Here is a 15,414-nt window from a genome sequence, read left to right as displayed (position 1 = left end):
TATTTTTTAGAAAAAATATGGGAACTATAAATCGCGAAAAGAGGGATTGGATGGTACGTGTTGGCGTTATTATGGGAAGCATCTCGGATTGGGAAACGATGAAACATACATGCAGCATATTGGATGAATTGCAAATCCCCTACGAAAAAGAGGTGATTTCCGCGCACCGGACACCTGATGATATGTTCACCTATGCAAAAGAGGCAAGGGAGAACGGGCTGAACGTGATTATCGCCGGAGCCGGCGGGGCGGCACATTTACCCGGCATGGTTGCATCGCAGACGACACTCCCGGTCATCGGAGTACCGGTTCAGTCAAAAGCATTGAATGGCCTTGATTCTCTGCTTTCAATCGTGCAAATGCCCGGCGGTGTACCAACTGCCACAGTGGCAATTGGAAGATCGGGTGCCAAAAATGCCGGCCTCTTGGCTGCCCGGATGATTGGTGCATTCGACAATGATGTTGCTGAGAGATTGAAAGACTATCAGGAAAACATGAAACAATCGGTGAATGAAATGAGGGATGAACTTGCAGAACAATAAGGTGATACTTCCCATGAAAACAATCGGTATTATCGGCGGCGGTCAGCTTGGACGGATGATGGCAATTGCTGCCAAATATATGGGCTATCATGTGGCGGTCCTCGACCCGACCCCAAACTGCCCGGCGGCCCAAGTTTCCGATCAGCAAATCACGTCCGCTTATGATGATATGAGCGGAATAGAGAAATTGACTGACATTAGTGATGTTGTCACATATGAATTTGAAAATGTTGACCTTGAGGCGGCTGCTTTTATTGAACAAGCAGGCAAACTGCCACAGGGCGCATATGCACTCGAGGTCACCCAGAACCGTGAAAAGGAAAAATCGATTATGAATGATTCAGGGCTCCCGGTGCCTGCCAATAAGGTTGTTGGAGACAGTGATATGTGCGAGCGTGTTCTGGAAAATATGCCGCTCCCTTCTGTTATTAAAACAGTCAGCGGAGGATATGATGGCAAAGGTCAGCTCAAAATAAACACGAATGATGACATTCAGGCGGCTTGTGAATTTGCCGATCGGAATGACGTGTGCATTATCGAACAGTGGGTTCCGTTTGATAAAGAAATATCGGTCGTGTTTACGCGCGGACAATCAGGTGAGATCACGTTTTTTCCGGTATCCGAGAACGAGCACAAGGATCATATTTTATACAAGACGACAGTCCCGGCGTCCATCAGTGCTGCGGTTCAGCAAAAAGCGCTTGATGCTGCAGGGATACTTGCGGAAAAAATGAATATTGCCGGCACGTTTGCGATTGAAATGTTCGTCAAAGGTGATGACATTTACCTGAATGAAATGGCACCAAGACCACACAACTCGGGACACTATACGATTGAAGCCTGCACAATATCGCAATTTGAACAGCATATCAGGGCCATTTGCGGATTGCCGCTGATGCCAATTGAACTGCTCAGACCCGCTGTTATGATCAATATTCTTGGTGACGATGTGGAAACGGCTTTGAATGAGCTTCCGAAAATGCGGTATGGTTTTCTGCATTTGTACGGGAAAGAAACGGTCAAGCCTAAACGGAAGATGGGACATATCACCTTCATCGCGGATACATTGGATGAAGCAAAACAACAGTTGGCAGCATACGAGGAGGCAAAGCAATGATTGAACGTTATACCCGCGAAGAAATGGGTGCGATCTGGAGCGAGGAAAACAAATACAATGCATGGCTGGAGGTGGAAATTCTCGCATGTGAATCATGGCACGAACTGGGCATTATTCCGGCAGCGGATGTGGAAAAGATACGCCGGAATGCTTCTTTTCAGGTTGAACGTATTCAGGAAATCGAGCAGGAAACCCGGCATGATGTGGTCGCTTTTACGCGGGCGGTTTCCGAAACATTGGGATATGAGCGCAAATGGGTGCATTACGGGCTCACTTCAACAGACGTTGTTGACACCGCACAATCCTATTTGCTGAAACAGGCAAACGACATTATCCGTAAAGATCTGCACGAATTTATCGATGTTCTGAAAAGTAAAGCAATTGAACATAAACATACCGTCATGATGGGGCGCACACATGGCGTTCATGCCGAGCCGACAACATTCGGATTGAAAATGGCACTCTGGTATGAAGAAATGAAACGGCATTTGGAACGTTTTGAGCATGCGGCCACTAATATCGAATTCGGAAAATTGTCAGGCGCAGTCGGCACCTATGCGAACATTGATCCGTTCGTTGAAGCGTATGTTTGTGAGCAACTCGGGCTGACACCTGCACCGGTATCGACCCAGACATTACAGCGTGATCGTCATGCTGCGTATATTTCCGCCCTGTCGCTGATTGCCACGTCGATTGAAAAATTTGCCACCGAAATCCGCGGTCTTCAGAAAACGGAGACGCGTGAAGTGGAAGAGTTTTTTGCAAAAGGACAAAAAGGGTCATCAGCCATGCCGCACAAGCGCAATCCGATTGGCTCGGAAAACATGACCGGCCTTGCACGTGTCCTAAGAGGGCATATGGTAACAGCGCATGAAAATGTCTCACTCTGGCATGAGCGGGATATCTCGCACTCATCGGCAGAACGGATTATTTTGCCGGATTCAACGATTGCACTGAATTACATGCTGAACCGGTTTTCCGGTATCGTCAGTAAACTGACCGTATTTCCGGAAAACATGAAGCGTAACATTGATAAAACACACGGTGTTATATTTTCCCAGCGTGTGCTGCTTACACTTGTAGACAAGGGCATGAGCCGTGAAGAAGCCTATGACCTGGTGCAACCGAAAGCGATGCAGGCATGGGAGACAGGAACACATTTCAAAGTGCTGGTTGAAGGTGACGAAAAAGTGAGTACAAAGCTGACACAGACTGAGATTGATGATTGTTTTGATTATACGTACCATTTGAAAAATGTGGATTCTATATTTAACCGAATCGGACTTGAGGTGGAATGATGAAAACTGATTTGTTGTATGAGGGTAAAGCAAAGCGGGTTTATCAAGCCAAGGATGAAACAGGGAAGCTCGTGCTCGAATACAAAAATGATGCAACGGCATTTAACGGGGAGAAAAGGGGAGTCTTTACAGGGAAAGGCCGTTTGAACAATGAAATCTCCGCCTATATTTTCAACGTTCTAAATGAACAGGGTATCCAGACACACTTTGTTGAAAGACTTTCGGAAACGGAACAGCTTGTCCATCAAACAGAAATCATCCCATTGGAGGTTGTCGTCCGGAACGTGGCTGCAGGGAGCATTACACGGAGGCTTGGGCTGGAAACAGATACATCATTCACTCCAGCGCTTGTCGAACTGTTTTACAAAGACGATGATCTAGGGGACCCGCTGATTAATGATGAGCATGCTTTGTTCCTGAGCGATGTCACCAAATCCGAACTTCAGGAGATAAAAGACAAAGCGCTGGAGATCAACCAGCAGCTGATCAAACTATTCGAGTCGGTCAATCTCAAATTGGTTGATTTCAAACTGGAATTCGGACGATTGGCGAGCGGATGCATAGTGCTGTCGGATGAAATTTCGCCTGATACGTGCAGGCTTTGGGATAAAACGACAAACGAAAATCTGGATAAAGACGTATTCCGCGAGGGTACCGGTGATTTACTGGAAGTCTATCAAAAACTTTTTGACCGACTGGAGGCAAGGACATGAAAAAAGTGACTATTTATATTATGCCGAAACAGGGTGTGCTTGATCCGCAGGGTAAAGCCATTCAGACATCCCTTAACGCGCTGGGGTTTTCTGATGTGGAAGAGGTGCAAACAGGGAAGTTGATTGAACTGGTCGTAGAAGATCACGAGGATATTGATAAACGTGTCGGTGAAATGTGCGACAAACTATTGGCTAATCCGGTTATGGAAGACTATCACTATGAAGTGGAGGAGGTCGCGCGCACATGAAGTTTGCAGTCATCGTTTTCCCCGGTTCAAACTGTGACCGTGATATGTATCATGCCGTCAACAAGGTTCTTGGGATGGAAGCTGATTTAGTCTGGTATGACAATAGCAATCTAGAAAGCTATGATGCAATCCTGTTGCCCGGTGGATTTTCATATGGTGATTATCTGCGTACGGGCGCCATTGCATCGGCGTCAGACGTCATGCAGCAGGTAAAAGCACATGCTGATGCGGGAAAGCCGGTGCTGGGCGTATGCAATGGTTTTCAAATCCTGCTGGAATCAGGTTTACTGCCCGGTGCCATGCTGCCTAACAAGCATCTATCATTCATGTGCCATCATGAACAACTGACCGTTTCCAACCACAAAACACGCTTTACGACAAATTATAAAAAAGGCGAGGTCATTCAGTTGCCTATTGCCCATGGTGAGGGGAATTATTTCGCAGATGATGAAACCTTATCAGAGTTGAAACAGAATAACCAGATTGTCTTTACGTATGAGAACAACCCGAACGGATCGGCTGCCGATATCGCCGGCATCATTAATAACGAGGGTAATGTGCTTGGCATGATGCCGCACCCGGAACGCGCAGTAGAAAAATTACTTGGCAGTGACGATGGTATTAAGCTTTTTCAATCACTGATTGAAAATTGGAGGGACGCTTATGCAGTCAACACATGAAATCAGCCCGGAAAAAGTTGAACAGGAAAAACTGTATCTTGAGATGGGATTGAGCGATGACGAATTTGAAAAAGTCAAAGACATCCTAAAGCGGCGTCCGAATTTTACCGAAACAGGGATTTTTTCGGTCATGTGGTCGGAGCATTGCAGTTACAAGACGTCAAAACCGCTCTTAAGAAAATTCCCGGCAGACGGCCCGAATGTTTTACAGGGACCGGGAGAAGGTGCAGGCGTTATTGATATTGGTGATGGGCAAGCTGTTGTTTTCAAAGTGGAAAGTCATAACCATCCGTCAGCTGTTGAGCCGTATCAAGGCGCTGCAACGGGTGTTGGCGGTATCATTCGTGATGTGTTTTCCATGGGAGCCCGTCCGGTTGCCTTAATGAATTCATTAAGATTTGGCAATCTGACAACCGGCCGCACGAAATACCTGTTTCAGGAAGTCGTTCACGGGATTGCCGGCTACGGAAACTGTGTTGGTGTTCCAACAGTCGGCGGTGAAGTGCAGTTTGATGACAGCTATGAGGAGAACCCCCTTGTTAATGCTATGTGTGTTGGATTGATTGACCATGCTGATATTCAAAAAGGTATCGCTGCCGGTGTTGGCAACACGGTCATTTATGCGGGTGCTCCAACCGGCCGTGACGGTATTCATGGGGCAACATTCGCTTCAGAGGATCTGAGTGATGAATCCGATGAAGACCGGCCGTCTGTTCAAGTAGGCGATCCGTTTATGGAAAAACTGCTGATTGAAGCCTGCCTGGAGGTCATTCACTCTGATGCACTTGTCGGCATGCAGGATATGGGGGCGGCCGGGCTGACCTCATCAGCCAGCGAGATGGCGAGTAAAGCCGGCACAGGCATTACCATGAACCTGGATTTGGTGCCTCAGCGTGAGAAAGATATGAATGCGTATGAACTGATGCTGTCTGAATCACAGGAGCGTATGCTGCTTGTCGTAAGGCGGGGGCGTGAGAAGGAAATTATTGATGTTTTTGAAAAATATGGCCTGCAGGCAGTTGCTGTCGGCGAAGTTACTGAAGAAAAATCATTCCTGCTCAAACAGCATGGCGAGATCGTTGCCGATATTCCGGTTGATTCGCTGGCGGAAGAAGCACCGGTTTATCATATGCCGTCAAAAGAAGCGGCATATGTCAAAACGTTTCAGCAAATGGAAAACACGTTGCCGCATGTCGAGGATCACACTGCAATGTTAAAACAGCTTCTGCAGCAGCCGACAATCGCCAGCAAGGAAAGTGTTTATGATCAGTACGATTCAATGGTGCAGACGAATACGGTCGTGACACCGGGATCAGATTCAGCCGTGATCCGGATTAAAGGGACTGATAAAGCATTGGCGATCACAACTGATTGTAATTCACGCTATATTTATCTTGATCCGGAAACAGGCGGCAAGATTGCTGTAGCTGAGGCAGCACGGAATATTGTCTGCTCAGGGGCACGACCGCTCGGTTTGACGGACGGGCTGAACTTCGGCAATCCGACCAATCCGGAAGTTTTCTGGCAGATGGAGAAAAGCGTGGAAGGCATGAGTGAAGCCGCTCGTCTTCTTGAAACACCGGTTATCAGTGGAAACGTATCGTTATATAACCAATCAAACGGCAACTCAATTTTTCCAACGCCGGTCGTTGGCATGACCGGTCTGATTGAATCTCTCGAGCATCTGACACCGAACTTTTTCCAGGAGCCTGAAGATCTGATCTATGTAATTGGGGAAACAAAACCTGAGTTTGGCGGCAGTGAGCTGCAAAATGTTGTTGAAGGTAACTATCAGGGCAAAGCGCCTTCCATTGATTTGCAGGTGGAAGCTGGACACCAAAAACAACTGCTCACAGCAATCCGGCAAGGTCTCATCCGGTCAGCACATGATTTGGCTGAAGGCGGCCTTGGTGTTGCACTTGCTGAAAGTGTATTTAATGGCAAAGGACTTGGTCTGGAAGCAAGTATTTCCGGTAACCCGACGACTGCTATGTTCAGCGAATCCCAGTCGCGTTTTCTCGTTTCAGTTAAACCTGAGGCGCAAGAGCCGTTTGAAGCTGCACTTGAAAATGCTGTGCAGATTGGCAAAGTCACCGGTGATGGCAAATTCGTTGTAAAGGCAAATGATGAAACGTTAATCAATGAAGACGTTCAAACATTGCATGATTTGTGGAAAGGAGCCATTCCATGCTTGCTGAAATGAAAGGCATTAATGAAGAATGCGGTGTGTTCGGAATTTGGGGACACGAAAAAGCAGCGGAACTGACGTATTATGGCCTTCATTCGATGCAGCATCGCGGCCAGGAAGGCGCAGGCGTTGTTGTCAGTGACAGAGATAATCTGAAGGCTCATAAAGGGCTTGGCCTTGTCAACGATGTTTTTAAAGATGCCGATTTCAGTAAGATTTCAGGTGCCGCATCTGTCGGCCATGTCCGCTATTCAACCCAAGGCGAAAGGACTCCCGAAAACGTGCAGCCATTGGTATTCCGGTCACAGACTAAAAGCATGGCACTGGCACATAACGGCAATATCATGAACGCTGAAACACTGCGTGGTGAGCTCGAAGACCAGGGCAGTATTTTACAGACGTCTTCCGATACAGAAGTGCTTGCCCATCTGATTAAACGTAGAGGAAAAGGAATTAATGAAACGTCCATAACTGATGCGATCAATAAGATTACCGGCGCATATGCGTTTGTCATTTTAACCGAAGAGAAGATGTATGCAGCGCTTGACCCGAGCGGAATCAGGCCATTATCGATCGGCAGGCTTGGTGATGCTTATGTGGTGGCATCCGAAACGTGTGTTTTCGATCAGATTGGAGCGACATTTGAACGCGAAATATTACCGGGCGAACTGGTGACAATCAGTGACGAGGGGATAGTGTCAACCCGCTTTGCCATGAGGGGCCAGCGTAAAATGTGTGCGATGGAATACGTATATTTATCACGTCCGGACAGCGATGTCAATGAAGTGAATGTTCATGCATCACGCAAGCGGATGGGAGAAGAACTGGCTAAAGAATCGCCGGCAGACGCCGATATGGTTATCGGTGTTCCGGATTCCAGCATCTCATCGGCTATCGGTTACGCAGAAGCGAGCGGTCTCCCGTATGAAATGGGCATCATCAAAAATCGCTATGTTGGAAGAACGTTCATCCAGCCTTCCCAGGAACTGCGGGAACTGGGTGTGAAATTGAAACTCGCCCCTGTCCGGGGGATTGTCGCAGGGAAGCGGATTGTCATGATTGACGATTCCATTGTCCGCGGAACGACGAGTAAACGAATTGTTCGTATGTTGAAGCAGGCAGGGGCAGCGGAAGTCCATGTCCGGATCGCTTCACCATCGATCCAGCATCCATGCTTTTACGGGATTGACATGTCAACACGTGACGAATTGATCGCTGCCAATCATTCGATTGATGAAATCGGCGAAATTATCGGAGCAGACAGTGTGGCGTATTTATCTGAATCCGGGCTGGAAAAAGCGATCGTCAAAGATAAAACGATTCATCAGGGGATTTGCATGGCTTGCATGACCGGGAATTATCCGGTGAAGGAAAACGGTGAGCAGGAAGCTGCTTACCGAAACTGATAAAGTGAATATTCAATCAGCGGGATGCTTTTCCACCGCTGATTGTTAGATGAATGAATCGGACATTTACTGGCAGCCATCCCCCCAACTAATCTTCATCGTATACTCGAACATTTGAGGTAGGGGTTTTACTGCCAGTTACATGCGGGATAAAGCAGCGAGTGGTTATAGGTCATTATTTGCATGAAAAAGAGGTGAGGCAACCGATGGATAATAAATACAAATCTGCCGGAGTTGATGTTGAGAAAGGCTATGATGCGGTTGAACGCATGAAAAAACATATCGCAAAGACCGCGCGTCCGGAAGTGCTCGGGCGTTTCGGCGGGTTTGGCGGTCTGTTTGAATTAACGTCATTCAACTATGAGGAACCTATTCTGGTTTCCGGGACAGATGGTGTCGGCACAAAGCTGAGACTGGCGATTGATTTAGAGAAGCATGATACAGTCGGCATTGACCTTGTCGCCATGTGTGTCAACGATATCGTTGCCCAGGGTGCACAGCCGCTGTTTTTCCTCGATTATATTGCATGCGGCAAAAATGATCCGGCAAAAATCGAGCAAATTGTGGCGGGCATTGCTGACGGGTGTAAGAGCGCAGGAGCGGCACTGATTGGCGGTGAAACGGCGGAAATGCCCGGCATGTATGATGATACTGATTATGATTTGGCCGGTTTTACCGTTGGAATAGCGGAAAAATCCCGTTTAATAACCGGAGAGGCTGTTTCTGCCGGCGATGCTGTGATTGGTCTGGCTTCAAGCGGCATTCATTCCAATGGGTATTCATTGGTGCGCAAGCTGGTTCAGGATCTGGATTTGGGAAAAACTTATGACGGCTTGGATGGGCGGCTTGGTGATGTCCTGTTAACGCCAACCAGGATTTATGCCAAATCGGCTGGCGCAGTGATGAATAACGTAACTGTGAAAGGCATCTCTCATATAACCGGCGGCGGTTTTTACGAAAACTTGCCCCGCATGATGCCGGCAGGACTTGGCGTGGAAATTGATTCAACGAGCTGGGAGCGGCCTCTTGTTTTTCCATTTTTGCAGCAGCTCGGGGGAATGGCCGATGAAGAGATGTACGGTATTTTTAATATGGGAATCGGGATGGCGCTTGTTGTAGCACAGGATGATGCAGAGAATGTGCTGAAGATTCTTAAGGAACAAGGTGAAACAGCATCGGTTATCGGCAAAATTGTTTCTAAAGAAGGAGTGCATATAACGTCATGACAAAAGTACGGGCAGCCGTTTTCGCTTCCGGTACCGGCAGTAATTTTCAGGCTATTATGGAAGCGGATGACCAGCTTTGTGACATCGCGTTGCTTGTGTGTGACAAACCGAGTGCAGCCGTTATTGATAAAGCAAAAAAGTTTGGCGTACCGACGTTTATTTTTAACCCGAAAGATTTTAACTCTAAGGCCGATTACGAGCGTGTCTTGCTGGAAGAGCTGCGCAAAGCAAGTGTATCGTGGATTTTTTTGGCAGGCTATATGCGAATTGTCGGACCGGTGCTTTTGAGTGAATTCCCAGCGAGAATCGTTAATATTCATCCGTCGCTTTTGCCTGATTTCCCCGGCTTAGATGCCATCGGACAGGCGTATGAAGCAGGCGCGGATACAACAGGCGTCACCGTGCATTATATTGATGACGGTATCGACACAGGCCCGATTATTGAACAGCAGGAAGTCCCGGTTTATCCGGATGACACAAAGGAACAACTGACAGATCGGGTTCAACAAGTTGAGCACAAACTATATCCGCAAGTGATTCAACGCTTGGTTGAGGCGAATACCTGAAAAAAGGACGCCAAATGGACTTGTGCGAGAGCCGCTCCAACTCGAGCGAGAAAGACACCGGAACGAGCGACAAGCGGACCAACTCGAACGAGAGTGTCACCGGAACGCGATGCACTGGTCAACATGTATGAAAGCGTCGTCGATACCCGAGCAACGCTAACAAAACAAACTAAAACAAGGAGTTTTTTCATGAAAAAGCAGGCATTGATAAGTGTTTCCGACAAGACCGGAATTGCTGATTTTGCCAAAGGATTGGCAGAACAGGGCTACGACATCATTTCAACCGGGGGCACATTGCGTACAATTCAGGAGGCTGGTATCGAGGCTGCAGCAGTGGAAGATATAACGGGCTTTCCTGAGATGCTGGAAGGCCGTGTCAAAACACTTCATCCGGTAATTCACGCAGGACTCTTGGCCAAACGAGATAACGATACGCACAAACAGCAGCTTGAGGAAAAAAACATTAACCCGATCGATATCGTTGTTGTGAATCTTTATCCTTTTAAACAAACGCTTGATCAACCGAATGTTCGTGAGGAGGAAATCATCGAAAATATTGATATCGGCGGACCGACAATGCTGCGGGCAGCGGCAAAAAGTTTCCGTGATGTCACACCGGTCGTTGATCCGGATGATTATGATGACATTTTGCAAGCCATCCAAAACGATGAGCTTGATGTGACATTCAGGAAAAAATTAGCTGCCAAGGTGTTCCGCCATACAGCTCAATACGATGCTCTGATTGCCGGCCACTTTACTGAAGAAACATTTCCTGAAAACTATACCATTACATACGAGAAAGTCCAGACGTTAAGATACGGTGAAAATCCGCATCAGGAAGCGGCATTTTATAAAACACCAATTGAGTCACCGATGAGTCTTGTATCTGCCAAGCAGCGGCATGGCAAAGAGCTTTCCTACAACAACATCCAGGATGCGAATGCGGCGCTTAGCATTATTGCTGAGTATGACAGGCCGACAGCCGTGGCTGTGAAGCATATGAATCCGTGCGGTATCGGGATGGCTGAGGATTTGAAGACGGCATTCTCGAGAGCTTATGACGCTGATCCTGTTTCGATTTTTGGCGGGATTGTTGCTTGTAATCGGACAATCGAGGCAGATACAGCTGAACAATTGAGCGGTATTTTTCTGGAAATCATCATCGCCCCGGCATTTACTGATGAAGCCTTCACGATTTTGACGAAAAAGAAAAATATCCGGCTGCTTGAATTGAAAATGGATGTGGCCAAAGAGAATTCACACAAATTAATGGGTGTCAACGGTGGTGTACTTATTCAGGACAACGATAATAAGGAAACCAGCCGCAGTGACCTCTCATATCCGACTGAAAGGAAACCGACGGAACGAGAGCTGGATGATTTATTGTTTGCCTGGAAAGCGGTCAGACATGTTAAGTCAAATGCTATTGTACTTGCAAACGATATGCAGACCCTCGGTGTCGGTGCTGGTCAGATGAACCGCGTGGGTGCAGCTGGGATAGCGCTTGAACAGGCAGGCGATAAAGCTAACGGAGCGGCTCTTGCATCTGATGCATTTTTCCCGATGCCTGATACGGTGGAGATAGCTGCGAAGGCAGGGGTTAAAGCAATTATTCAACCTGGTGGATCGAAGCGTGATCAGGACTCGATTGATATGTGCAACCAATATGGGGTTGCGATGGTTTATACAGGCACACGGCACTTCAAACACTAGATTGGAAGGGGTTTTCTTATGAATCTATTTGTCATCGGACAGGGCGGCCGTGAGCATAGCATGATTATGAAACTGGCTGAAAGTGAGAAAGTTGATAGGATTTATGCAGCACCGGGAAATGGTGGTATCAGTGATGCTGCAGAGTGTGTGGATATTGATGAACTGGATATTGATGGATTGATAGACTTTGCCGGAAAGAAGCAAATTGACTTGACGATTGTCGGCCCGGAAAACCCGCTTCTCGCCGGAATTGCTGACCGATTTCACGAAGCAGGGCTCGCTGTTTTTGCCCCGGGAAAAGATGCCGCGTTAATCGAAGGAAGCAAGCAGTATGCGAAAGTTTTTATGGAAGAAAACGGTATTCCAACAGCCGCATATGCCAGCTTTACAGATGCAGCTGAAGCCAAATTTTACATCGAGAAACAGGGTGCCCCGATTGTTGTCAAAGCTGACGGGCTTGCTGCCGGTAAGGGTGTGATTGTCGCGCGTACAGTCCAGGAAGCGATAAGTGCTGTCGATGACATACTTGTTAATAAGGCTTTTTCCGAAGCGGGCAAGTCGGTTGTTATTGAAGAATGCCTCAATGGCGAGGAATTTTCCCTGATGGCGTTTGTTCATGGAACGAACGTATTTCCAATGTTACCGGCACGTGATCATAAACGAGCCTATGACGATGACCTGGGACCGAACACCGGCGGGATGGGGGCATATGCACCAGCCAAAGATATCTCTTCGGAAACACTGGCATTCGCAGCTGAAAATGTACTGCAAAAAGCAGCTGATGGGCTGGCCGGAGCAGGTCGGCCGTTTACCGGCATTTTATACGCCGGCATGATTATGACAAACGACGGACCGAAAGTTATTGAGTTCAACGCCCGCTTCGGGGATCCGGAAACCCAGATCGTCTTGCCCCTCTTAAAAAATGACTTACTCCAGGTTATTCTTGATGTTCTTGAAGGCAAAGACCCCGCCCTTCAATGGGAAGATAAAAGTTGTGCAGGTGTTGTACTGGCCTCAAAAGGTTACCCGGGAAGTTATAAAAAAGGTGTTGCTTTACCTGAAATAAATTCGGATGGAGATACGTTTGTGATTCATGCCGGAACGAGGAAAACCGATAAAGGAATTGTCTCTGACGGCGGCAGAGTTCTTTTTGCGGGGGCAAAAGGCAAAGATGTGGCAGACGCTTCTGAAGCAACATATAAATGGCTTGCCCAACACGTGCATACAGAAGATTTTTTCTATCGGACGGATATTGGTCAATGAGCTGTCTTGCCGGATTAAAATATTCGCAGTGCTGAATCGTTCAAATGAATCATCGCATATAAAAAATCAGTAACCTGCCGGAAAAAGCTGGTTACTGATTTTTTATCCTGTAATGAAGTTTCACTCTACCATTTGCTTTTTTAATGCTTCGTTATGTTCTTTTAGCACATCGTTATGTGAGGAAACCATGGCAGCTTTTTCAGCGTCAGGCTGAACGAACTGTTTGGCTTGGTTGACTGCATTGGCTGCGTCCTGGAAAGCGCCGGCAATTAAATTCAATTTACCTTCATGCATCAGGATATCACCTGCTGCGTACAAACCGTCCATTGACGATACGCTGTTAGGATTTCCGGACACGAAATAATTCTCCGCGATTTCTATATCAGAATCACTATTTTCAAGCAAGGTTGTCTCACGTTCATAGCCATGATTCACAATCACGTCATCAACCGGCAAATAATTGACAGCTCCGGTTTCATGGTTGCTCAGTTCAACTTCTTTAATTGTTTTACCGTCATCATCAGCTACCAAATCAGTTATGGCTGTATGGAAGAAACAGACCACCGAGCTGTTCTTTAGACGTGTTGCGAGTGATTCATGACAGTCAAAATTATTTTTTCTGCAGGATATAAAGACGCGGTCAGCGATTGATTCCAGTTCGTTCGCCCAGTCTGTTGCAGAACTTCCACCGCCGGAAATCATGACCGTTTTGCCTTTGAAACTTTCAAGCGATTTAACGGAATAATGCAGGTTGGAATCTTCAAATCTTTCCGAGCCTGATATCGTTAATTTTTTCGGATTTAATATGCCGCTGCCGACTGCCACAATGACAGTTTTGGAATAATGAACCCCTGAATCGGCGTGCAATTCATAAATCTCCTCTTCATTACGGGTAATGGATGCAACTCGTTCATTCAGGACCACTTCAGGGTTAAAAGTCAACCCCTGCTCAACTGCTTGTTCAATGTACTTGGCTCCTGAAACAGGGGGCATTCCGCCAATGTCCCAAATCATCTTCTCAGGATAGACATGGACTTTGCCGCCCAGCTGAGGCTGATATTCAATAATTTTTGTTTTCATTTCCCGGAGTCCGCTGTAAAAGGCCGAAAAAAGCCCTGCAGGACCGCCGCCTATAATTGTCACATCAAACAGTTCGTCTTTGGTCAAGTCTGCTCACTCCTCAGCATCCTAATAACTGATTATCATTCTCATTTGATTATACATGATTTCTGCTTGCATGAAAAGGTTTGACATTTGATTCACAGTGATGTTTAATTACATCTGATAATGAAAATCATTCTCAATGCATATAGTTATATTGATTACATACAAATTAGGGGTGAAGGATATGCGAAAATGGCTGTTTATATTAAGTGTTCTCGTTATAGGGATCTTAACGGCATGCGGTGCTGATGAAAGTGGGACAGAATCGGCGGAGAATAGTGATGAAAATGACACCGAGCGAACAGTTACCATCGAGGATGCAACGGGAGAGAAGACAATTGAGGGAACGCCTGAAAAAATTGTCGCACTTGAATGGTATAATGCTGAGCAATTACTTTCCTTGGGCATCCAGCCGGCCGGCGTACCGAACATAGATGGGTTCAATGCCTGGATGAATATTGATCATGAGCTAAGTGACAATGTTGAAGATGTCGGCACACGCCAAGAGCCGAACCTGGAGGCCATTTCGCGAATGGATCCGGATTTGATTATTGCAGCTCAATTCAGACATGAACAAATTATTGACCGATTAAGTGATATTGCTCCTGTCGTCATGTTTTCACCATACAGTGAAGAAGGTTCCGCCGATCTGTATGAAGAGTTGATGAACGAATATAAAACCATTGCCAAAGTCACTGATAAGGAAGAAGAAGCTGAACAGTCAATCGATGAATTAGAAGATTTTTATGCTGAACAAAGGCAGCGACTGGCTGATGCAGGACTGGAAGGGACTAAATATTTGGCAACGATGGCTTTCTCTTCGCAAAACTCACCAGTGCTCAGGCTTTATACAGATACGTCCTATCCGGCAGCGATATGGAAAAGCTAGGACTTGAAAATGCTTATCAAACGGATGAAGTCGAGCCGTACGGGTTCACTGAAGTTGGCGTTGAAACCCTGCAAAATTTCGAAGGTGATGATCTTCAATTCATCGCTATTGTGCAGGAAAACGATAATATTTTTGAAAATCAGCTGGCAGGAAATGCAGTGTGGGAAAATTTGAGCTTTGTTAAGAATGGAAATACCCATTATCTGCCTGGAGATACACCGGTGATTGGCGGGGTATCATCCGCAAAGGCCTTTACCAAGCAATTGGTTGACACCATGCTGAACGAATAATTTTGTCCGGGAGGAGGCAATCTCCTCCTTTTAAGGCTGTTCTCTAAATAGTTGTTGTTTTTGACATAAATCCATAAACTGCGAAACAGTGACAGTGTTGATTTCCGCTGC

The 15,414-nt window shown here is 46.7% G+C and carries 15 protein-coding genes; 14 read left to right on the top strand and 1 reads right to left on the bottom strand.

The window, feature by feature from the left end; translation table 11 throughout:
* Positions 1-50: 50 nt before the first annotated feature.
* The 12 genes from purE (at position 51) to purD (ending at position 12,960) form a co-directional block, all read left to right on the top strand.
* Positions 51-542, top strand: a complete 492-nt coding sequence (gene purE, locus AOX59_RS10925) for a 5-(carboxyamino)imidazole ribonucleotide mutase (RefSeq protein ID WP_068445497.1) — start codon at positions 51-53, stop codon at positions 540-542.
* Positions 529-1,659 carry a 5-(carboxyamino)imidazole ribonucleotide synthase gene (gene purK / locus AOX59_RS10920; RefSeq protein ID WP_179946403.1) on the top strand — a complete coding sequence of 377 codons (1,131 nt, stop codon included), beginning with the start codon at positions 529-531 and terminating at the stop codon, positions 1,657-1,659. Before purE ends, purK begins: the two co-directional genes overlap by 14 nt.
* Positions 1,656-2,957 carry an adenylosuccinate lyase gene (purB, locus tag AOX59_RS10915; RefSeq protein WP_068445493.1) on the top strand — a complete coding sequence of 434 codons (1,302 nt, stop codon included), beginning with the start codon at positions 1,656-1,658 and terminating at the stop codon, positions 2,955-2,957. The genes purK and purB overlap by 4 nt, the downstream gene beginning before the upstream one ends.
* Positions 2,957-3,670, top strand: coding sequence for a phosphoribosylaminoimidazolesuccinocarboxamide synthase (gene purC, locus AOX59_RS10910; protein WP_068445491.1), 714 nt, complete (start codon positions 2,957-2,959; stop codon positions 3,668-3,670). Before purB ends, purC begins: the two co-directional genes overlap by 1 nt.
* Positions 3,667-3,918, top strand: a complete 252-nt coding sequence (gene purS, locus AOX59_RS10905; RefSeq protein WP_068445490.1) for a phosphoribosylformylglycinamidine synthase subunit PurS — start codon at positions 3,667-3,669, stop codon at positions 3,916-3,918. Before purC ends, purS begins: the two co-directional genes overlap by 4 nt.
* Positions 3,915-4,598, top strand: coding sequence for a phosphoribosylformylglycinamidine synthase subunit PurQ (gene purQ, locus AOX59_RS10900; protein ID WP_068445488.1), 684 nt, complete (start codon positions 3,915-3,917; stop codon positions 4,596-4,598). The genes purS and purQ overlap by 4 nt, the downstream gene beginning before the upstream one ends.
* Positions 4,582-6,801 (top strand): phosphoribosylformylglycinamidine synthase subunit PurL, encoded by a 2,220-nt coding sequence (gene purL, locus AOX59_RS10895; RefSeq protein ID WP_068445485.1) that lies wholly within the window; start codon positions 4,582-4,584, stop codon positions 6,799-6,801. The genes purQ and purL overlap by 17 nt, the downstream gene beginning before the upstream one ends.
* Positions 6,786-8,192 carry an amidophosphoribosyltransferase gene (purF, locus tag AOX59_RS10890; protein WP_068445482.1) on the top strand — a complete coding sequence of 469 codons (1,407 nt, stop codon included), beginning with the start codon at positions 6,786-6,788 and terminating at the stop codon, positions 8,190-8,192. The genes purL and purF overlap by 16 nt, the downstream gene beginning before the upstream one ends.
* Positions 8,193-8,398: 206 nt before the next feature.
* Entirely contained in the window at positions 8,399-9,418 is a 1,020-nt protein-coding gene (purM, locus tag AOX59_RS10885) for a phosphoribosylformylglycinamidine cyclo-ligase (RefSeq protein ID WP_068445481.1), read from the top strand.
* Positions 9,415-9,984, top strand: a complete 570-nt coding sequence (gene purN / locus AOX59_RS10880) for a phosphoribosylglycinamide formyltransferase (protein ID WP_068445479.1) — start codon at positions 9,415-9,417, stop codon at positions 9,982-9,984. The genes purM and purN overlap by 4 nt, the downstream gene beginning before the upstream one ends.
* A 189-nt stretch (positions 9,985-10,173) precedes the next feature.
* Positions 10,174-11,697, top strand: a complete 1,524-nt coding sequence (purH, locus tag AOX59_RS10875; RefSeq protein WP_068445477.1) for a bifunctional phosphoribosylaminoimidazolecarboxamide formyltransferase/IMP cyclohydrolase — start codon at positions 10,174-10,176, stop codon at positions 11,695-11,697.
* A gap of 18 nt (positions 11,698-11,715) precedes the next feature.
* Complete coding sequence (gene purD, locus AOX59_RS10870; protein ID WP_068445475.1) at positions 11,716-12,960, top strand: phosphoribosylamine--glycine ligase; 1,245 nt, start codon at positions 11,716-11,718, stop codon at positions 12,958-12,960.
* Between the two features lie 120 nt (positions 12,961-13,080).
* On the opposite strand, the gene AOX59_RS10865 is transcribed toward purD, so the two are convergent.
* Positions 13,081-14,127 carry an NAD(P)/FAD-dependent oxidoreductase gene (locus tag AOX59_RS10865; RefSeq protein WP_068445472.1) on the bottom strand — a complete coding sequence of 349 codons (1,047 nt, stop codon included), beginning with the start codon at positions 14,125-14,127 and terminating at the stop codon, positions 13,081-13,083.
* Between the two features lie 181 nt (positions 14,128-14,308).
* Between AOX59_RS10865 and AOX59_RS10860 the strand changes: the two genes are divergently transcribed.
* Together AOX59_RS10860 and AOX59_RS20295 are read left to right on the top strand one after the other, a co-directional pair.
* Positions 14,309-15,013 carry an ABC transporter substrate-binding protein gene (locus tag AOX59_RS10860; protein ID WP_237049250.1) on the top strand — a complete coding sequence of 235 codons (705 nt, stop codon included), beginning with the start codon at positions 14,309-14,311 and terminating at the stop codon, positions 15,011-15,013.
* Positions 15,001-15,303: an ABC transporter substrate-binding protein gene (locus tag AOX59_RS20295; RefSeq protein WP_237049249.1), complete on the top strand. Its 303-nt coding sequence runs from the start codon at positions 15,001-15,003 to the stop codon at positions 15,301-15,303. Before AOX59_RS10860 ends, AOX59_RS20295 begins: the two co-directional genes overlap by 13 nt.
* The last annotated feature ends 111 nt before the right edge of the window (positions 15,304-15,414 follow it).

Origin of the sequence: Lentibacillus amyloliquefaciens (assembly GCF_001307805.1) — a bacterium.
Taxonomy (GTDB): Bacteria; Bacillota; Bacilli; order Bacillales; family Amphibacillaceae; genus Lentibacillus; species Lentibacillus amyloliquefaciens.
The sequence above is the reverse complement of the archived record's forward strand: the minus strand, read 5'-3'. Positions and strand labels throughout refer to the sequence as shown.